Below are 19,402 nucleotides of genomic sequence, written 5' to 3' on the forward strand. Positions count from 1 at the left end.
ATCCAGGGGAGAACATATGGCCGACGCCATTGTCGTAGAAGGATTGATCAAGCGGTTCGGGAACTTCACCGCGCTGGACGGAATCGATCTCCGTGTTCCGGAGGGCACGATCACGGCGCTGCTCGGTCCCAACGGCGCCGGGAAGACCACCGCGGTCCGCGTACTGACCACACTGCTCGTCCCCGACGGTGGCCGCGCCGAGGTCGCCGGATTCGATGTGGTCGCCGAGGCCGCCGCTCTGCGGACCCAGATCGGGGCGTCCGGTCAGTACGCCGCGGTCGACGAATACCTCACCGGATACGAGAACCTCGAAATGGTCGGCCGTCTCTACCATCTCGGTGTCAAACGAAGCCGTGAGCGGGCACGCGAGTTGCTCGGCCAATTCGACCTCGTCGAAGCAGGCGATCGTCCCGTGAAGACCTATTCGGGTGGAATGCGGCGCCGGCTCGACCTCGCCGGCGCACTGGTCGCCGAGCCTCCCGTCCTGTTCCTCGACGAGCCCACCACGGGCCTCGATCCCCGCGCCCGCCTCGATTTGTGGGACATCATCGAGAAACTCGTCGAACGTGGCACCACTCTGCTGCTCACCACGCAGTACATGGACGAGGCGGAACGTCTGGCCGACCGCATCGTCGTGATCGATCGGGGCACCATCATCGCCCGGGGGACCGCAGACGAACTCAAATCGCTCGTCGGCGGTGAACGTATCGAGCTGGCAATTCCCGACGCCCGGCAGATCGAGACCGCTCGTGAAGCTCTGGCGGAGCTTGCTGCCGGAGATATCCGCATCGAATCGGGCCGGGTGATCGTGCCCTCCACCGGCGGCACCGAACTGCTCGTCGCCGCGCTCGGGCGGGTCGCGGAGGCCGGTGTCCAGGTCACCGATGTCACGTTGCGTCGGCCCACCCTGGACGACGTGTTCCTCACCCTGACGGGTCACGAGGCGGAGGAGAAAATCGAGGAGAGCGCGACGTGAACACTCTGCAGATGACCGCATCCGACGGTCTGACCATCGCCAAACGCAACATGATCAAGATCAAACGTGTACCCGACCTGATCGTCTTCACGACGCTGTCGCCGATCATGTTCGTACTGCTGTTCGCGTACGTGTTCGGCAGCGCGATTCAAATCCCCGGTACGTCGTACCGGGAGTTCCTCATTGCGGGCGTGTTCACGCAGACGGTCATCTTCGGCGCGACATGGACGGGCCTCGGCATGGTCGAAGACCTCCAGAAGGGCATCATCGACCGATTCCGGACGTTGCCGATGGCGCCGTCGGCGGTGCTGATCGGCCGCACCTCCACCGACGTGCTCATCAACATCGTGAGCTTGGTCGTCATGTCGCTGACCGGTCTGATCGTGGGCTGGCGCATCACCTCGTCGCCGCTCGAGGCGCTCGGTGGTTACGTGTTGCTGCTGCTGTTCGCGTACGCCCTGTCGTGGCTCATGGCGGTGGTGGGCATGTGGATTCGCACGCCCGAGGTGTTCAACAATGCCAGCTTCATGGTGATCTTCCCGCTGTCGTTCATCGCCAACACATTTGTCGACACCTCACAGATGCCGACCGTCCTGCGCACGTTCGCCGAATGGAACCCGGTGTCAGCGGTGACCCAGGCCGTCCGCGAGTTGTTCGGCAACACGAACCCGATGATGCCCGTGCCGGAGGTGTGGCCCCTGCAGAACCCCATCATTGCGTCGCTGTTGTGGACCGCGCTGATGCTGGTTGTGTTCGTGCCGTTCGCGATCCGTCGCTACAAGAAGGCGGTGAGTCGGTGATCAGCCGCGCTGTGCGGCCCATCCGTTGATCGCGGTCGCGAACTCGGTCGATGCGGGCAGCAGCACCGGGCCGTCGGCGCCGCCGGCGGGCAGCGGGCCGAGCTCTTCGAGCGTGTGATTGGCAGTCGTGAAGTGCCCGAACTGCAGATCCGTGTGTTCGAGCGAGACCCGCAGCGGCTCGATCTGATCGCAACTGATGTTGAGGTCCTTGTCGGAGCACGTCAGCAGGACGGGGGTGCCGTCCGGGAGTGACGCGGCCAGCTCCGGGGGATCGAGTGCGTCGGCCTCGGCCAGGAACGTCGCGGTGAAATCATTGAATCCGAACTGCGCCATGATCGGGCTCAAGCCCTCCGGGACGGTGCCGGTGGTGCGGAGCGACTCGATCGCGCGGGGAATGTCGGTGCGCAGTGCGTCGGCGTCGGACTCGGGGAGCTGCCCCGAATTTGCGAGCGACTCGAGCTGGCCGCGCAGCAGGTCGAGGTAGCGCATCGACAGCGGTGCAAGTAGCCCGTAGCCGTCGCCGACACCGCGTTGTGCCAGTGCGAGCGCGGTGAGACCGCCTTCGCTGTGACCCAGCACCAGGATGTCGTCGGTCGTAAATCCGGTGCGCTCCGAGAGCAACTCGGCAGCGGCCTGAGCGTGATCGACCTGATCGGTGAACCCGTACACCTTTCCGGTCTCGGGAGCGTACGACCCGAGACCGGTGGCGCCCGCACCGATCTTGTCGAAGCGGAGGCTCGCGATCCCGTGGGCGGCGAGCGAGTCGGAGACACGAAGCAGGGTGTCTGCCACCATCAACGGTGCCTGGTTGCCGTTACGATCGGTGACTCCGCTGCCCGGCAACAGCAGTGCCGCGCCCTTGATGTCACCGTCGGGGGTGCGGAGACTGCCGTGGAAGGTGGTTCCGGAAGAGTCGAACGCAACCTCGGTATCGGAGCCGGCCGGTGCGATCACCGAGCCCGTGTCGGGCAGTGCGGACGCTGTACCTGTGAACGCCGCACCGCCTGCCACCACGAGCAGGGGAACCGCTGCAGCACCGATCGCACGTCGCAAGCTTCGCATGGTTGCGAACCTTAGCAAAGGTCAACGATCAGGGCAGTAGTCGGTCGATGAACGTGTTGCTGTACACCCGATGGGGATCGAGCCGGTTGTACACCGCCCGCGCACTATCCCAATTCTCATCGTTGGGAACACCTTCGCGATAGGTATCGGGCAGGCCCTGGGTGATGATGTGGTCGTCCGTATACGGCAGTTCGGGTCCGAACGCCCAGCCCTTCGACCACTCGGGACGGAAGGTCGAATCACCGCCGTTGTAGCGCTGGCGCATCCACTGCTCCATCTCGCGATAGAACGCGAACATGCCCGGTGTGCCTGGAACACCCAGCACATTCAGCCAGATCGCGGTGTCCCACTCGGGCTTGTCGGGACGTGGACGCGTCGCGGAAATGGTCGGCGGACCGGCAGAGGGCACGCGCACGTCGGAGGGCTGGTCGAGACCACAGCAACGAATCTCGACGGGACCGTTGAGCGGGAACTGGCCGAGGCCGCGATAGTGCTCGATCCGTTCGTTGAACCACTGGGTGAAGTCATGGATGACGTTGGCGATGTTGGCGCGGTTGGTCAGCACTGCGCCACCGCCCTCGGTCAGACGCAGAGTGGTGGCTTTGATGTAGAACTGCAGGTCTTTGGACCAGCCCCAGATGTCCGACGACGCAGTCGCTGCGAGCCCCGCAACGGTCACCCCGTAGTACGTCTGACCGAAAAGTGGCGCGATCTGCGGGTTTCCGCCCGTCAGCTGGCCGAGCAGATCGGTGATCGGCTCGGGGACGTTGTCGGAGAACGGGTAGTTGTAGGGCCCCGTGACCTCGCGCGACTCGGCAGGTTTGTCCGGCGCGAGTGACCACACCTTCATCCACGGCTTCTCCGTGAACGGATACCAGATTGCTTCCGCCCGGCCGGTGCTGCTCACGAACGATTCGAACGTACGACCCGAAGCGCCTGCAGGCGAGAACAGTTCGCGCCAGTCGATATCGGTGAAGCTCTGGCACCGCATCCGGTAGTTGGGTCCGGCCTGGAGCGTGACCGACGTCAGGAACGTTCTACCGAGGTGCGTCAGAAGCGCAGTGATATCGGGGTCTGCGCGGGTGAAGGTGCGCAACGCATACTTGCTGCCGTCCCACACGACGGCGGTCAGTTCGGTGACGAGATTGCTCAGCGAACCGAAAGTATGTCCCGGAACATTGTTTTCGCCGTCGGCCGGAAGCGCTGCCCCGTGGGCGTTGACTGCGAGCGACCCGGCAATCGACAGCACACCGGGTGCGGGAAGATTCGCGAACCCGAGTCCGTGGGCCTGCAATGCCGACGTGATCGCATCGAGTGTGGCGCCGGGTCCTGCCGTCACCGTGGCCGGATCGCCACCCGGGTTCACGCTCACCGAATTCAGGTGAAGCATGGTGTCGGCGAGGATCACTCGGTCGACCGGAGCGCCGTTGACGATCGTAAGCGGCGTCCAGCCGTGCATTGCACCCCGCGGCCGGATGGTGTAGCCGTTCTCGTGGGCCCAATTGGTCAGCCGCACCACGTCATCGGCATTGTTCGGTGCGCACGTCCAGATCGAGTCGAGCATGATCTCTTTGGACCAGTTCTGGTACGCCTGCTGGTACAGATCGATTCCCTCCGGGAACGACGGCGGCGCTGGAAGCGTCGCATCGGACGATCCGAATGGAATCGCGTGCGCGGGTGTCCAGCCGCCGACAGCGGTCGCGGCCAGTGCGCCGGCGCCGACGGCGAGGAATCCCCGCCGGGAAAGGCGCGGTGCAGAATCTCGAATTGTCATTTATCGGACAGCTTTCCACGAAGGTGGACTCACGCGACGGTGAGGACCACATCGGCCAGGGCTGGTGCAAGATCTCGGTCTGCGACGGTGACGGTGGCGAGTAGCTGGTTGCCGCTCTTCCACACGCGTACGCGCAGTGTCTCACCCGGGAACACGACGCCGGCGAACTTTGCGCGGAACCCGGCGACACGTGTCGCGTCGGAATCGAGGAGGTGGTCGGTGATCGATTTGCAGACGGTCCCGTAGGTGCACAGGCCGTGAAGAATCGGCGCCGGGAACCCTGCAGCCTTCGCGAATTCCGGATCCGAGTGGAGGGGGTTACGGTCGCCGCAGAGGCGGTACAGGAGTGCCTGCTGGGGCAGCGTCGGGACGTCGAACTCGGCATCCGGATCGCGGTCGGGCAGCGCGAGCGCTTCCGACGGCCCGCGCTCACCGCCGAAACCGCCTTCCCCGCGTGCGAAGATCGACGATCGTGCGGTCCACAGCGGGTTTCCGTCGAGGTCCTCGGTGACGGATTCCTGCACGATGACCGCGGCCTTGCCCTTGTCCCACGCCTCGGCGATGCGAGTGGTGGTGCGGCCTTTGCCGGATGCCGGGATCGGCGCGTGGACCACAACCTCCTGGCTGCCGTGCACGACCTTCGCCAGATCGATCTCGATACCCGGGAAGGATACCTTCGGGGGTTCGGTGTCGTGGAATGTCGCGGCCACCGTCGCGAAGGTGGGGAGCACTTGAGGATCACCGTCGCGCAGGTAGCGCAGCTCGCCGGCGTCGGTGGGGCGGGCGCCTGCACCGAGTCCGAGATTGTAGAGCTGGACGTCGCTGCTGCTCCACGAGAATTCTTGGGCGGGGAGCGTTGCGCCGATGGCGACTGAGGGATCGATGGGCACGGGGATCCTTTCTTGCTGCCGGGCCGCACTTCGGCGCCGGGTGGGCGCAGCCTAAGCGTGATCGGCGGTGTCGGCGACGGTGTCTTCCGCTGAATGGGCTCCGTTCCTGCGGAGGATATCGAGCACGGCCAGGTAGCCGAAGGTCATCGCGGGACCGATGGTGGCGCCTGGGCCGGCGTAGGTGTGGCCCATCACGGGGGAGCTCACGTTGCCGGTCGCGTACAGCCCGTCGATGACCGTGCCGTCCTCCTTCAGGACGCGTGCGTCGACGTCGGTGACGAGACCACCCTTGGTGCCGAGGTCGCCCGGAACCACCTTGATCGCGTAATACGGCGGTTTGCCGATCACCGCGAGGCTGGGGTTGGGCTTGTTGCGGGGATCGCCGTAGTAGTGGTCGTATTTCGACTCGCCGCGACCGAAGTCCTCGTCCTTGCCCGAGCGGGCGAAACCGTTGAATCGCTCGACGGTCTCGGAGAGTGCAGACGCCGGAACGCCGATCTTCTCGGCGAGCTCACTGACGGTGTCGGCCTTGACGATCACTCCCGCCTTGAACCATCGTTTCGGGAACGGCTGACCGGGTGTGATGCCTGCGAAGGTGTACCGGTTGCGGTAGCGCTGGTCGAGGACGAGCCACGCGGGGATGTTCTCTCCGGGTCCGTCGCCGCGGCCGTGCTCTCCGCCGTACATGGCGTGGGTGGCCTCGACATACGGGGCGGATTCGTTGACGAACCGCTTGCCTGCGCTGTTGACCATCATGCAGCCGGGAAGGCTGCGCTCGGACAGCGCGAACCACGGGCCGCCGGTGAGAGGGAACGACGGACCCCACCAGGCATCGTCCATGAAATCGACTGCGCCCCCAACAGATTGGCCCGCGCGGATGCCGTCGCCGGTGTTGGCTTTCGCGCCCACCGACCACTCGGTGCCGATCGGCTGACGCTGGTACTGCTCACGCATCTCGAGGTTGTGTTCAAATCCGCCGGTCGCGAGGACGACGCCCTTGCGCGCGTGGATGGTTCGCTGCTCACCGTCGGATTCGACGCGAACTCCGCTCACGACTCCGTCTTCGACGACGAGTTCGACAAGGGCGGTGTCGAGCAGCACGGGAACACCCGCGTCGCGCAGGCCGATGCGCAGCCCCGCCATCAGGGCCTGCCCACGGACCAGCAGATTCTTCTTGGTGATCTTGGCCCAGACGAATCGTGCGCCGACCTTCGCTGCGCGCAGTGGGCCGCGCGGGTTGCGCATCAGGAGGTTGAGCCACTTGTAGTCGGCCTGGGTGATGACGAAGTTCGGTGGTGCCTTGACGTAGTCGGGTTCGAGGAGCTTCAGGTCGTCGCCGAGACGATTGCCGTCGAACGGCTTCGGTTCCACCGAGCGGCCACCGGCACGTCCGCCGGGCGCTTCGGGGTAGTAGTCGGAATACCCTGGAACCCAAGCGAGTTCGAGTGCGCTGTTCTTCTGGATGAACGACAGCATCTCGGGTCCGCGGTCGATGTAGGTGTCGATCCGCTCGGCCGGAACGACGTCGCCGATGATGCTGTGGAGGTAGGTGCGTGCGGCTTCCGGGGTGTCCTCTATGCCCGCGGCCTTCAGGGCGTCGTTGTTGGGGATCCACACGCCGCCACCGGAGCGCGCGCTCGAGCCGCCGTAGTGGGGTGCCTTTTCGATCAGGACGACGCTTGCGCCCTTGCGGGCAGCGGTGATCGCGGCGGTCATGCCGCCGGCGCCGCTGCCGACGACGACGATGTCGTACTCCTGCTCACTCATGTAGAACACGTTATAGAATGAGGGTGTCCGGAGTCCATCCCCTCCTTGTGAATCGCGTATATCTTTCGAGCGTGCCACACCGGAACTTGTTTCAGGGCGTGACGGGTCTGCGCGGTGCCCGGAACCGACATCTCGAGGTAAATCGCTCGACTTGCGCACTCCGACGACGACGTTGCCGCGGCGTTCGAGGCCGCGGCAACGTCGGTGGTGGAAGTGTGGGTGCGATCCGTCCCTGCACGATGTCGCGGGGCGGAACGAATCTCAATTCGGGACGGGGACCGTTCCGTCGATCACGGCCTGTTCGATGCTGGCGCGCAGATTCGGGCAGCCTTCGCGGGGGGTGATCGATGTGCCCGCGGCGGCTGCGTCGGCGCGGAAGACCGGGCACACCGCGGCCGGGTCGTCCTGCCACTGCACGCTTGTATGCCGGTAGCTGTTCTTGCGTACGAGGACGCACGTGCCGCACTCGCGACACGCGACTTCGTTCAGACCCGAGTCGAGGTAGTTGATCTTGTCTATCGCGGTCTGGGCTGCGATGGCCTCGACCCGGTCGGGGCGATCGGCGAAATCCGGGGACTTCGCCCATTTGGCTTCTCGGGTCGAGGCGCTCATGTCAGACCTCCGCTTCCTGCTTACGCTTTTCCTCTTCGGCTGCCTTGCGCTCGAGGTTCTCGGCGACTTCCTTTTCCCACGCTTCGTTGGCCTTGGCGGTGTCGACCTCGAATTCGAAGCGCCCGGTCATCTTGTCGGTGACGTCGGCGACGTCGACGTAGAACTGCTCGTACCAGCGACGCAGCTGGTACACCGGACCGTCCTCTTCGCACAGCAGTGGATTTTCGATCTTCGTCTTGTTCTTCCAGATCTCGACGTCCTGAAGGAATCCCTCGCCCACGCCCTCGGTGAGTTTGGCCGCCAGTATGTCGGTCTGCTCTGCGTTCATGCCCGTCGGCTTCTTGACGATGATGCCGTACTGCAGCATGAACGAGTCGTGCGTGATCGGGTAATGACAGTTGATCAGCACGGATTCGGTCTCGTATCCGCCATAGTTGTTCTTCAGCGGGTTGATCATGTAGGACGGGCCGTAGTACGCCGCGTACGACTCGAGTTTCGATTCCATACCGTACTGGGTGGCCATGCCCTTGTCCGGGCGGCCGCGGGTGTTGAGGTACTGCTCCGCGACGTGTCCTTCGAACACATTCTTGAAGAACGTGGGGAAGGCGTAGTGGATGTAGAAGAAGTGCGCCATGTCGACGACGTTGTCGATGATCTCGCGGCAGTTGGACCCCTCGATGAGGATCTGATGCCACGTCCAGTCGGTCCACTCGTCGGTCCCGTACTGCTCGAGTTCGGGGATGGTGACGTTCTCCGGCGGCTTGTTGCCTTCCGGGTCGTTCCACACGAACAGCTGGCCGTGCTTCTCCATCGTGGTCCACGCGCGAGTGCGGGCGAGTGGGGGGACGCGACGCGCGTAGGGGATGTCGGTGCATTTGCCGTTGCCGCCCCAGCGCCAGTCGTGGAACGGGCATGCGATCGAGTCGCCCTTGATCTCTCCCTGGGACAGGTCGCCACCCATGTGCCTGCAGTAGCCGTCGAGGACCTTGATCTCGCCGTTGCTGTCGGCCCAGACCACGAGTTTGGTGCCGAAGGCCTCGACGGAGTGTGGCTTGCCGTCTTTGAAACTGCGACTCAGTCCGAGGCAGTGCCAACCCCGCGCGAACCGGGTCCGCGCCTCTCCGACGTCGATCTCGCGAATCTGTGCCATGTCCGCTCACTTCCTTCCGGATCTCTTAGTAGAACACGTTATAGAATTTCCCCCGCGATCGAAAGAGAACGGGGACTTTGATCCCCGTGGAGCCTGTGATGCCACGGAACTCGTCCGGTCTCGACACAAATAAGAACATGTTCTAGTCTCGAACCAAGCGATCAATTCCTGAACAGACGGGAGCGTCCAGTGGGGGACCACGACAGCCACGAGGTACTGCAGCGGATCGACGCTCTGCTGCCCAGCCTGCGGGAACGCGCGCAGGAAGCCGAGGATCTTCGCCGCATCCCCGATAGTTCGATCAAGGCGCTTCAGGAGTCCGGATTCTTCAAGCTTCTGCAACCGGCCCAGTGGGGGGGATACGAAGCAGACCCCGTCACCTTCTACACCGCGGTACGCACCATCGCGAGTGCCTGCGGGTCCACCGGATGGGTGTCCGGAATCATCGGAGTCCACAATTGGCACCTCGCATTGTTCGATCAGCAGGCGCAGGAAGACGTCTGGGGCGAGGACGCCGACGTACGGATCTCCTCGTCCTATGCCCCGATGGGAGCCGGCGAGGTCGTCGACGGCGGTTACAAGGTCAACGGTGCCTGGGCCTGGTCGTCGGGCAGTGATCATGCTTCCTGGGTGGTCGTCGGGGGCCCGGTCATCAAGGACGGGCGTCCCGTCGACTTCGGCAGCTTCCTGATTCCGCGATCCGAATACGAGATCGACGACGTGTGGAATGTGGTCGGACTGCGTGGCACAGGTTCGAACACCATCGTCGTCAAGGACGTGTTCGTTCCGCGACATCGCTTCCTCAGCTTCAAGACGATGAACGATCTCGCCTCGCCCGGGCTGGAGCGCAACACGGCTCCCGTCTACAAGATGCCGTGGGGAACCATCCACCCCACGACCATCTCCGCACCGATCGTCGGCATGGCCTACGGTGCCTACGACGCCCACGTCGAACATCAGGGCAAACGGGTACGTGCCGCCTACGCGGGGGAGAAGGCCAAGGACGATCCGTTCGCGAAGATCCGCATTGCCGAGGCATCCAGCGACATCGACGCCGCGTGGCGTCAGCTGTCGGGCAATGTCGCCGACGAATACGCATGTCTCCTCGACGGTAAGGACGTTCCCATCGAACTCCGCCTGCGTGCGCGCCGCGACCAGGTGCGCGCGACGGGTCGCGCCATCGCCTCGATCGACCTGCTCTTCGAGAACTCGGGCGCTACCGCTCTCGCCAATGGCACACCCATCCAGCGCTTCTGGCGAGACGCGCACGCCGGCCGCGTGCATGCTGCCAACGATGCCGAGCGTGCGTACGTGATGTTCGGCGGCGCAGAGTTCGGTCTTCCGCTCACCGACACGATGGTGTGAGGTTTCCCGTGACTGCAACGCAAGAGATCACCTACGAATCGACGTCCCGATTTGCGCAGGTCCGCGACGATCTGCGCCTGCACTACCACGAGGCCGGCGTCGGGAACGCCACCACCATCGTGTTGCTGCACGGCGGAGGCCCCGGCGCCTCGGGCTGGTCGAACTTCTCCCGCAACATCCCGGTGCTCGCCGAGAAGTTCCACGTCATCTGCGTCGACCAGCCCGGATACGGCAAGTCCGACAAGCCCACCGAGCACCCGCAGTACTTCGTGCACAGCTCGACCGCGTTGAAGGATCTGCTCGATCACCTCGGTATCGAGCGGGTGCACCTGCTCGGAAATTCCCTCGGTGGCGGCGCGGCTGTGCGTTTCGCCCTCGATTTCCCCGACCGCGCGGGCCGACTCGTCCTCATGGGCCCGGGCGGCCTCAGCGTCAACCTGTTCGCCCCCGACCCGACCGAGGGGGTGCGCAATCTCGGCAAGTTCAGTTATCAGCCGACGCGGCAGAATCTCGAAGCCTTCCTGCGGATCATGGTGTTCGACCAGTCGCTCGTCACCGAGGAGCTGATCGACGAGCGATTCGAAGCCGCCAGCGCCCCCGAATCGCTCGCCGCTGCCAAAGCAATGGGGAAGTCGTTCTCCAGCAGCGACTTCGAGCTCGGTATGCTCTGGCGCGACGCCTACAAGCTCCGGCAGCGCGTCCTGCTCATCTGGGGGCGTGAAGACCGCGTCAATCCACTCGACGGTGCGCTCGTGGCACTCAAGATGATCCCGCGCGCACAACTGCACGTCTTCGGTGGCTGCGGACACTGGGCGCAACTCGAGAAGTTCGAGGAATTCAACCGGATCACGGCGGATTTCCTCACGGACGGAGGTAAGTGATGTCGATCCGGTCCCTCGCGTATCTGCGTATCGGCGCGACCGACGTCGCTGCGTGGCGTGACTACGGCCTCAAAGTGCTCGGCATGGTCGAGGGCAAGGGTACGAACCCCGACGCCCTGTACCTGCGCATGGACGATTTCCCGGCTCGTCTCGTCATCGAGCCGCACGACACCGACCACCTGCTGGTGTCGGGCTGGGAGACCGCGAATGCCGGCGACCTGCAGTCGGTGCGCGACAGCCTGTCGGCCGCCGGGGTCCCGTTCAAGGAAGGCACTGCGGAGCAGATCGCCGACCGCCGCGTCGACGAGATGATCGTGTTCCAGGATCCGTCCGGCAATACGCTGGAGGCGTTCCACGGAGCCGCGCTCGAACACCGTCGAGTCGTCAGTCCGTACGGGCACAAGTTCGTGACCGGCGAACAGGGTCTCGGACATGTCGTGCTCTCCACTCGGGACGACGAGGAGTCGCTGCGCTTCTACCGCGATGTCCTCGGCTTCCGCCTGCGCGACTCGATGCGGCTGCCCCCGCAGATGGTGGGCCGACCCGCCGACGGCAAGCCGGCATGGCTGCGATTCTTCGGATGCAACCCGCGCCACCACAGCCTCGCGTTCATGCCGATGCCCACACCCAGCGGCATCGTGCACCTGATGATCGAGGTCGAGAATTCCGACGACGTCGGTCTCGGGCTCGACCGGGCGCTACGCAAGAAGGTCAAGATGTCGGCGACCCTCGGCCGCCATGTCAACGACAAGATGCTCTCGTTCTACATGAAGACACCGGGCGGGTTCGACGTCGAATTCGGTTGTGAAGGATTGCAGGTCGAAGACGAGGGCTGGATCGCTCGGGAATCGACTGCCGTGAGCCTGTGGGGGCACGACTTCTCGGTGGGGTTCACGCAATGAGTGCCCCCACAGACGGTGGCGCCGGTGCGTTCGAGCCGCAGGGGGTCGCGCCCCTCGACCCGAGGACGTTCCGCACCGTCCTCGGGCAGTTCTGCACCGGCGTCACCATCATCACCACCGTCGACGACGACGCGCCCGTCGGATTCGCCTGCCAGTCGTTCGCGGCACTGTCGCTCGACCCGCCGCTCGTTCTGTTCTGCCCCACGAAGCAATCCCGCTCGTGGGGAGCGATCGAGCGTAGTGGCCGATTCTGTGTGAACGTGCTCGGCGAGGAGCAGCAGGACGTGTGCGCCCGATTCGGGTCGCGAGAACCGGACAAGTTCGCCGGCGTCGACTGGACCGCGTCACCTCTCGGGTCGCCCATCCTCGCCGGATCCCTCGCGCATATCGACTGCACTGTCGAGACCGTGCACGACGGCGGCGACCACTGGGTCGTCTTCGGACGTGTCGCCTCGTTGAGCGAGGTCCCCGACGACACCGAGCGGCCGTTGCTCTTCTACCGAGGTCAGTACACGGGTATCGAACCGGAGAAGACCACCCCGGCGCCGTGGCGCGATGATCTCGAAGCGTTCCTCACCACCGCGTCCGAGGACACCTGGTTGTAGGGGCTGCAATTCGGTCCGGAAATCTTCCTCATGTGATCGGGCATAAATCCTCCCCTGAGCGTGTTGTGCTCTACCATCGGTCAACCAAGACCTGGTACAGCCGCCAGACGTGCATGAATGGGAGGAGCCCATGGCAACCGACTACGACCGCCCCAGGGTCGAACAGAACAATGACGAGCCGCTCGACATTTTGGGTCCGGGCCGCAACACCGCACAGGCGGCGGTGGCGGACGTCGAGGAAGCCGACACCGCCGAATCGTTCGAGCTTCCCGGTGCGGATCTGTCGGGTGAGGAACTGACCGTCCGCGTCGTTCCTCGACAGGCCGACGAATTCACCTGCACTCGTTGCTTTCTCGTCCAACATCGCAATCGCATGGCCGACCAGGAAGAGAACATCTGCCTGGATTGCGCCTGAAAACGCCGTTCTCGCAGCGGTTGAACGCCGTTCGACGTCTGCGGTCAGCGTTGCAATATCCGTGACATCAGCTGCCGTCCCTGCCCGAACGACATGTTCGGCAGGTACGCGTGGCCGACCGCGAGCCCGATCCGAGGCAATGCCGTCGAGTCGGGAAACACCATGTACATGGGTCGATGGCGGGGCTGGAACTTGGCTTTGAACGACAAGAGCGACCGGAACCCGTACACGGGCTCGAGAACCTGACCGAGCAGGTTCAGGAGGTCGTCGAGTGCACCCCGCTCATCGGCACCGGACTCGTCCGCCGCACTGGCGAGCGGGGCGCCGGACAGGCTGAGGAACTCGAGCCCGTCCTCGCGGGCAGACAGCGCAGCCGACGCGATGAGGAACTCCATCACCGGCGGAAACCCGTCGGAATGTCGTCGCATGAAATCGAGTGTGAGCCCCACGAGCCTGCCGTCGCGGAACACCGGCATCCACGACGTGACACCGTGCACGTGGCCGCCGGTATCGACTGCCACCAGCAGACGGATCTCCGGGTCCTTCAGTTCCTCGAGCCCTCCGAGGGTGAAACCCATTTCGGGAAGCCCCTTGTCGGAGACCCACTCTTCCGAGATCTCGACGATCTGTGAAACCACCGACAGGGGAGCGTCGGTGAACGTGGTCCAGCGGGCTTCGATGCCCTGTTTGGTCGCGCGATTCAAAGAGGTCCGTACGTCCTGGAACTTCTTGCCCTTGAATGCGAGTTCCGGCAGGTCGAGGAGTGTCTCCTCGGCGACCTGCACACAACTCCAGCCGTGGTTGCGCGCAATGACTGCGAGATCCTCGCCGACCGAATAGAAGCACGGCGTCCATCCGTTGCGCAGACAGTACGAAGCAAACGCATCGACGGCGTCGGCGCGTGTCGACGGATCGCCAACGGGGTCGCCTGTGGTCAGAGCGATACCCGAGTGCACCCGATACGCGACTGTGTGTGCACCGTCGTCACTGAACCAATAGCTGTTGCCCGGCCACGTGATCATCCATGACAGTGATTCGCCTCCTGGTGATCGCAACAGCGCGCGAACCCTCTGCTCGTCGGTAGTGGAGTGCCCGAGTGCGGGAATCGTGAAGCTGCGGAACATCAATACAGCGAAGACGACCCAGACCGCGATGCCCACCCATTCGAACAGCACCGTCGCGGGAATCGTCGCAGGCAATATCGGTGGGTCGAACAACTGCAGATACACCGGCGGCACGAGCCGGCGCGGAAAGTCGCGTAGCAGCGTCACCGGACCGGGATCGCGATCGAAGCTCCCGGCGAGAATCATTCCTGCTGCAACGTAGAGGACCAGAGCCGCCGCGGTCACGGCGGCAGTACCGAGCCACACGCGCCGGTAGGTTCCGCGTGGCGCCCGTACCTGGAACAACCGGCGCGTCGCCAGAAGCACCACGAGGACCGCGAGGAGCACGGACAACGGCGCCAGTTCCTGGTACAACGATCCGTGCCGGTGATATCCGTACACCAGCGAACGCGTCTCGGTCGCCCGGACGACGGCACTTGCCGTCGCTGCAGCGATGAGTGCGAGATGCCCCCATACCGTGAGCAACCACGCGGCGCGGCGACCTCGCCGCAGACCCTCCGCGCCCACCAGCAACACTGCAGCGGGCATCAGATTCGCGACCAGCGGACCGAACCCCGAGAGTCGGAGGGCTTGGTGCCCTTTACGGCACTCGCCTGCCAGAGCCGGATCGTCACACACGTCCACGAGTTCGCGAGCCGTGTAGGGGACCTGGCCGAACAATTCACGCAGGGCCGACAGCGGACCGATGGCGTGTGGTGAGAAGGCAGCGAGCGCAGGGCCGAGCACACTGGCCGCAACCACGAGAGCGATGAGTGTGCGTTGTTCTCTGATCGTGCCGCCGAGCGTTGCGGCGCGCGGACGCCCGCGGAAGACGAGGGGTCCCAGCATCGACCCGGCGACAGCAGCGCCGAGGCGAGTCAGGTCTTGCAGGTGACCGGCAAACAGCGTGGTGGTGATCAGGAAGACGAGCACGACCATGCGGATTCGTCGTCGCCACAGCGTCGACATCGCAGCGGTGGCGGTCAGCAGCGTGCCGATGATCCAGGGAAGTGGATCCTCGATCAGATGGCCGTGGAGGGCGATTCCCCACGAGTTCGGAAACGTGGAGGCGAGCTGTGCTACCGCCAATGCTGCGGCTGCGCCCACGCCCTGAGTGACGGCCGCGCCGATCGCGAACCGCCTGCTACCGCAGAGGTTCTCGACCGGAACGGCAACTGCCAGAACGGCGGCGGTGACGAGAAGGTAATCCGCGAGCCTCGACGCGAACAACCCGGACGTCCAGAGCACCCACACATGCCCGTCCGAGAAGCTCGAGACTCCGAGCGAGACGTCGTGGGCGAGATCTCGCGACGGGCCGCGCAGGACGCTTCCCGTGGCCACCCCGAGAATCCAGAGTCCAGCAAGCAGCGTGAGCGAGACGGGAGCGCTTCGCAGCATCGACGTGTAGCGCGCGATCACCGGCCGAACGTGTGTCACGGGTGTGTCAGGCCTAGTCGCTGACTGAGCCACGGCAACTCCTTCTCCAGTCCGGCCGACCACACCTCGAAACTGTGCCCGCCGGGTAGCTCGGTGAGATGGACATCCATACCCGCAGCCTGCGCGGCAGCGGTGAGTTGTTCGATGCCGGAACGGTATTCGCTGTCGTCACTTCCGACGACGAATGCACCGGCCGAATCCGGGAAGCGTTCGTGGACAAGCAGGTACGCGGGGTTGATTCGATCGAACGCCGCTTCGTCGCCCCCGAACACCTCGTTGATCGTGCTGGCTCGGTCGCCGAGGGTCGGTTCGGCCTGCCCGGACATGTCGAGGAAGGTTGGATAGACGTCCGGTCGAAGTGTCGCGAGTTGGAGTGCGCAGGTGCCGCCGTACGACAGGCCTCCGATCGCCCACGCTCGCGGGTCGGTGTCGACTTGGAGGTTGCTGCGCACCCACTCCGGGACGTCGACCGACAGGTATGTTGCGACGTTGCCGAGATGCGAGTCGACGCACATCGGGTTTGCGAACTCGCTGCCGGTTCCATCGGCGAGCACCACGATCGGTGCGAGTCCGCTGTGTTCGGCGGCAAATGCATCCATGGTCTGGGTGAGCCGGCCCCCGATGAGCCAGTCCTCGGTACTGCCGGGCTGCCCTGCCAACAGCACCAGGACGGGCAGCTCCGGACGAGGATCGGTGAAATAAGCGGGCGGAAGGTAGATGTTCGCGGCGCGGGCCTCGAACCCTGAGGCTGCGCCCGGTATCGGAGCGGTGATCACCGCGCCGCTGGTCGGCAGACGAGGCGGTGGAGTCCACGTGTCGATCGGGACCGTCCTCGCGGGCTCCAGTGAATCGAGCGACACGGTGCGGAAGCTGCTCACACCCAAGGCCGCGCGGACGGTCGGGTACGCGTCGTACACGGTGTTGATTTGACCTGCGGCAGCCAGCGTGACGACCAGCCACGCCGCGATCAACCCGCATGCCGCGGGAAGATGGCGCCGGGCCCGATCACGGGACAGCAGACGGCCCACGAGGAGAGCGAGAGCCAGAACCGCAATCCCCGCCCACACATAGACCGTCGTCGGAAGGGGATCGGGAAACGGCCGCCACAGTTTCTCGACCACAACCGCGGCCGCCACCGTGACCACCAGCGCACATGATGCAAGCACAGGTAAGAGGACGAGCCACCGCCTGCTTCGCCGGACGGCGAGTATGCCGAGCCCGACGACCGCAGCCGCGGTGAAGACGATCGCCGCTGCACTCGTCGTCAGCGGTAGATCCAGCACAGGGTCGGCGATCCCGGACAAGGACACCGACTCAGTATGGATCGGCCTCGACGTCTCCGGAGTCGTTGTCGCCGATGAGCGCTTGGACGATCACCGGAGATGCAACGAGCGCGACAGCGACGACGAACAGATATCCAACGATGGTGAAGACGATCCCGAGTGTCCCGAAATGCGCTTCGGAACTGGCGGTGACATGGGGGAGTGTGATTCGTCCTCCGATGCTGACAGCGGTCAGCAGCGTCGCGGTGAGAATACCGGTGGCGCCCAGGACACGGGTGGGAACGAGGCCTGCTGTGAGCAGTGTCGGGCACGCCGTCCACACGCAGACCCACATGCACCATTGGGCGACCAGCGCGAGGATCGGTGCCCCCAGCTGGTGGATCAGTCCGGTGACCAACGCGGAGGTCGCCACCAGCAATAGAACAGCACACCACCGCCACGCATGGGACAGGCGCAACACCGGCGTATCCCAGATCCTGCCGTACACCCTGCCGAGCGCACGCGCGAACGATGTGCCACTGATGAGGACCATCAACAGTCCCACTGCGCCGAACGCCGCCGCTTCCGACGTCACCTCGAATCCGTCCTGGAGGAGTGCGCTCGGATCGACTCCGAACGGAGCGAGCAGGGTCTCCCGAATTGCGGACGTGTCGACGAGGAGCGACGCCGCCATGATGACGGGCAGTACCGAAGTGAACAGCTGCGCGGCGAGCGTCATCGAGCGGTCGACGAGCTCGATCCGCCCGAGCCCCACCAGGATGCGCTCGAGAGCGCGACCCACCGGGTGGGTATTCAACTCGGCGCGGAACCGCGCCACCGTCGCCGCCAGCATGGACCGATCCTGTCAGGGACCCGTTCTTCATGTGCGCCGAACGACTGCGTCTCCGCGTGACTACAAGGCCACACCGATGTACTTGGTTTCGAGGAACTCGTCGATTCCGGTGAAGCCACCTTCGCGTCCGAGCCCGGATTCCTTGATCCCGCCGAACGGTGCGGCAGGGTTGGAGACCACGCCCTGATTGAGCCCCACCATCCCGGCTTCCAGCGCTTCACACACGCGCAGACCCCGTCGAAGGTTCTCGGTGTAGACGTAGGACACCAACCCGAAGGGAGTATCGTTGGCGCGCCGAATCGCTTCGTCCTCGGTTTCGAAGGTGCTGATCGCCGCGACCGGACCGAAGATCTCCGTATGGCACATCTGCGCGTCGTCGGCGACGTCGGTGAGCACCGATGCCGGATAGAAGAATCCGGGTCGGTCGACGGGGGTGCCGCCGAGGGCGACCGTCGCGCCGCGGGCGACGGCGTCGTCGATGAGCTCGCCGACCTTGTCGACGGCGGCGCGGTTGATGAGCGGTCCGACGACGACGCCGTCTTCGACACCGCGGCCCATCGGCAGTGCGGACATGCGCTCGGTGAGGCGCTTCGTGAAGTCCGCGGCGATGCCTTGCTGGACGAGGATACGGTTGGCGGCGGTGCAGGCCTGCCCGATGTTGCGCATCTTCGCGGCCATTGCGCCGTCGACGGCGGCGTCGAGATCCGCGTCGTCGAACACGAGGAACGGCGCGTTGCCGCCGAGTTCCATGGACGTGCGCATGACAGTGCGCGCGCACAGTTCGAGCAGGTGTTTGCCCACTCCGGTCGATCCCGTGAACGAGAGCTTGCGCGAACGCGAATCGAGGATCAGCGGGGCCATCACCTCGTCGGACTGTGACGTGGTGACGACATTGACGACCCCGGGCGGGAGTCCCGCCTCGCTGAGCAGATCGGCAAGGGCGAGTATCGACAGGGGGGTCTGGGACGCCGGTTTGATCACGCTCGTGCAACCGGCGGCGATGGCCGGACCGATCTTGCGTGTGCCCATCGCCATCGGGAAGTTCCACGGGGTGATGAGCAGGCACGGGCCCACCGGCTGCTTGGTCACGAGAAATCTCGATTCGCCGGCGGGCGCCTGCATGTAACCGCCGTCGATGCGGACGGCCTCCTCGGCGAACCAGCGGAAGAACTCGGCTGCGTAGCTGACTTCACCGCGTGCCTCGGCAAGCGGCTTACCCATTTCGAGCGTCATGACGAGCGCGAGCCGATCGACGTTCTCGATCATGAGCCGATAGACGTCCGAGAGGATCGTCGAGCGTTCACGCGGTGATGTCTGCGCCCACGAATCCTGCGCTGCAGCTGCAGCATCGAGCGCGCGCATTCCGTCGGCGGGGCTCGCGTCGGCGACCGCACACAATTCGCGTTCGGTGGAGGGGTCGACGACGGGCATCGTGTTGTCGGCCTCCTGCCATCGCCCGTCGATGAACAGGCCCGTCGGGACAGTGCGGATGGCCGCATCCTCGTTCGGGCTGAGCGTGTCGTTGCGACTGACCGTCTGATCGGGCAT

Annotated in this window: 17 protein-coding genes; 7 read left to right on the top strand and 10 right to left on the bottom strand. The window is 64.8% G+C overall.

Translation table 11 applies throughout. The features are described 5' to 3' along the window. The first annotated feature begins 16 nt into the window (after positions 1-16). Together ACTDXD_RS13915 and ACTDXD_RS13920 are read left to right on the top strand one after the other, a co-directional pair. Complete coding sequence (locus tag ACTDXD_RS13915; RefSeq protein WP_440122925.1) at positions 17-976, top strand: ATP-binding cassette domain-containing protein; 960 nt, start codon at positions 17-19, stop codon at positions 974-976. Beyond that, a complete protein-coding gene (locus ACTDXD_RS13920) occupies positions 973-1,776 on the top strand; it encodes an ABC transporter permease (protein ID WP_440122926.1) in 804 nt (267 codons plus the stop codon). Before ACTDXD_RS13915 ends, ACTDXD_RS13920 begins: the two co-directional genes overlap by 4 nt. Here the strand turns inward: ACTDXD_RS13920 and ACTDXD_RS13925 are convergent, their stop codons facing one another. The 6 genes from ACTDXD_RS13925 to ACTDXD_RS13950 all read right to left on the bottom strand — a co-directional run bounded on the left by ACTDXD_RS13925 (position 1,777) and on the right by ACTDXD_RS13950 (position 9,031). Beyond that, positions 1,777-2,838: an alpha/beta hydrolase gene (locus ACTDXD_RS13925; RefSeq protein ID WP_440122927.1), complete on the bottom strand. Its 1,062-nt coding sequence runs from the start codon at positions 2,836-2,838 to the stop codon at positions 1,777-1,779. Between the two features lie 28 nt (positions 2,839-2,866). Next, complete coding sequence (locus ACTDXD_RS13930; protein ID WP_440122928.1) at positions 2,867-4,612, bottom strand: cholesterol oxidase substrate-binding domain-containing protein; 1,746 nt, start codon at positions 4,610-4,612, stop codon at positions 2,867-2,869. A 29-nt stretch (positions 4,613-4,641) separates the two neighbouring features. Continuing rightward, on the bottom strand, positions 4,642-5,502 hold the full coding sequence (locus ACTDXD_RS13935) for a MaoC/PaaZ C-terminal domain-containing protein (RefSeq protein ID WP_440122929.1): 861 nt from the start codon (positions 5,500-5,502) through the stop codon (positions 4,642-4,644). Positions 5,503-5,553: 51 nt separating this feature from the next. After that, positions 5,554-7,269, bottom strand: a complete 1,716-nt coding sequence (gene kstD, locus ACTDXD_RS13940) for a 3-oxosteroid 1-dehydrogenase (RefSeq protein ID WP_440122930.1) — start codon at positions 7,267-7,269, stop codon at positions 5,554-5,556. Between the two features lie 261 nt (positions 7,270-7,530). Further along, positions 7,531-7,881, bottom strand: coding sequence for a hypothetical protein (locus ACTDXD_RS13945; protein WP_440122931.1), 351 nt, complete (start codon positions 7,879-7,881; stop codon positions 7,531-7,533). Between the two features lies 1 nt (position 7,882). After that, the gene (locus ACTDXD_RS13950) at positions 7,883-9,031 is read right to left on the bottom strand and encodes a Rieske 2Fe-2S domain-containing protein (protein WP_440122932.1); all 1,149 of its coding nucleotides are present in this window, start codon (positions 9,029-9,031) and stop codon (positions 7,883-7,885) included. A gap of 189 nt (positions 9,032-9,220) precedes the next feature. Between ACTDXD_RS13950 and hsaA the strand changes: the two genes are divergently transcribed. The 5 genes from hsaA to ACTDXD_RS13975 all read left to right on the top strand — a co-directional run bounded on the left by hsaA (position 9,221) and on the right by ACTDXD_RS13975 (position 13,199). Further along, on the top strand, positions 9,221-10,396 hold the full coding sequence (hsaA, locus tag ACTDXD_RS13955) for a 3-hydroxy-9,10-secoandrosta-1,3,5(10)-triene-9,17-dione monooxygenase oxygenase subunit (RefSeq protein WP_440122933.1): 1,176 nt from the start codon (positions 9,221-9,223) through the stop codon (positions 10,394-10,396). A gap of 8 nt (positions 10,397-10,404) precedes the next feature. Further along, positions 10,405-11,277 carry a 4,5:9,10-diseco-3-hydroxy-5,9,17-trioxoandrosta-1(10),2-diene-4-oate hydrolase gene (gene hsaD, locus ACTDXD_RS13960; protein WP_440122934.1) on the top strand — a complete coding sequence of 291 codons (873 nt, stop codon included), beginning with the start codon at positions 10,405-10,407 and terminating at the stop codon, positions 11,275-11,277. Next, positions 11,277-12,179, top strand: coding sequence for an iron-dependent extradiol dioxygenase HsaC (hsaC, locus tag ACTDXD_RS13965; RefSeq protein ID WP_440122935.1), 903 nt, complete (start codon positions 11,277-11,279; stop codon positions 12,177-12,179). The genes hsaD and hsaC overlap by 1 nt, the downstream gene beginning before the upstream one ends. Beyond that, on the top strand, positions 12,176-12,784 hold the full coding sequence (hsaB, locus tag ACTDXD_RS13970; protein WP_440122936.1) for a 3-hydroxy-9,10-secoandrosta-1,3,5(10)-triene-9,17-dione monooxygenase reductase subunit: 609 nt from the start codon (positions 12,176-12,178) through the stop codon (positions 12,782-12,784). Before hsaC ends, hsaB begins: the two co-directional genes overlap by 4 nt. Positions 12,785-12,914: 130 nt before the next feature. Beyond that, positions 12,915-13,199, top strand: a complete 285-nt coding sequence (locus ACTDXD_RS13975) for a DUF4193 domain-containing protein (RefSeq protein WP_440122937.1) — start codon at positions 12,915-12,917, stop codon at positions 13,197-13,199. Between the two features lie 44 nt (positions 13,200-13,243). Here ACTDXD_RS13975 and ACTDXD_RS13980 read toward each other — a convergent pair whose 3' ends face one another. The 4 genes from ACTDXD_RS13980 to ACTDXD_RS13995 are packed head-to-tail and all read right to left on the bottom strand — an operon-like array spanning position 13,244 to position 19,402. Further along, a complete protein-coding gene (locus ACTDXD_RS13980; protein ID WP_440127645.1) occupies positions 13,244-15,700 on the bottom strand; it encodes a bifunctional lysylphosphatidylglycerol flippase/synthetase MprF in 2,457 nt (818 codons plus the stop codon). A gap of 35 nt (positions 15,701-15,735) precedes the next feature. Beyond that, a complete protein-coding gene (locus tag ACTDXD_RS13985) occupies positions 15,736-17,049 on the bottom strand; it encodes an alpha/beta hydrolase (protein ID WP_440122938.1) in 1,314 nt (437 codons plus the stop codon). A 4-nt stretch (positions 17,050-17,053) separates the two neighbouring features. Then, on the bottom strand, positions 17,054-17,854 hold the full coding sequence (locus ACTDXD_RS13990; RefSeq protein ID WP_440122939.1) for a hypothetical protein: 801 nt from the start codon (positions 17,852-17,854) through the stop codon (positions 17,054-17,056). Between the two features lie 60 nt (positions 17,855-17,914). Then, on the bottom strand, positions 17,915-19,402 hold the full coding sequence (locus tag ACTDXD_RS13995) for an NAD-dependent succinate-semialdehyde dehydrogenase (protein WP_440122940.1): 1,488 nt from the start codon (positions 19,400-19,402) through the stop codon (positions 17,915-17,917).

The organism is Rhodococcus sp. SJ-3 (assembly GCF_051918125.1).
Lineage (GTDB): Bacteria > Actinomycetota > Actinomycetes > Mycobacteriales > Mycobacteriaceae > Rhodococcus.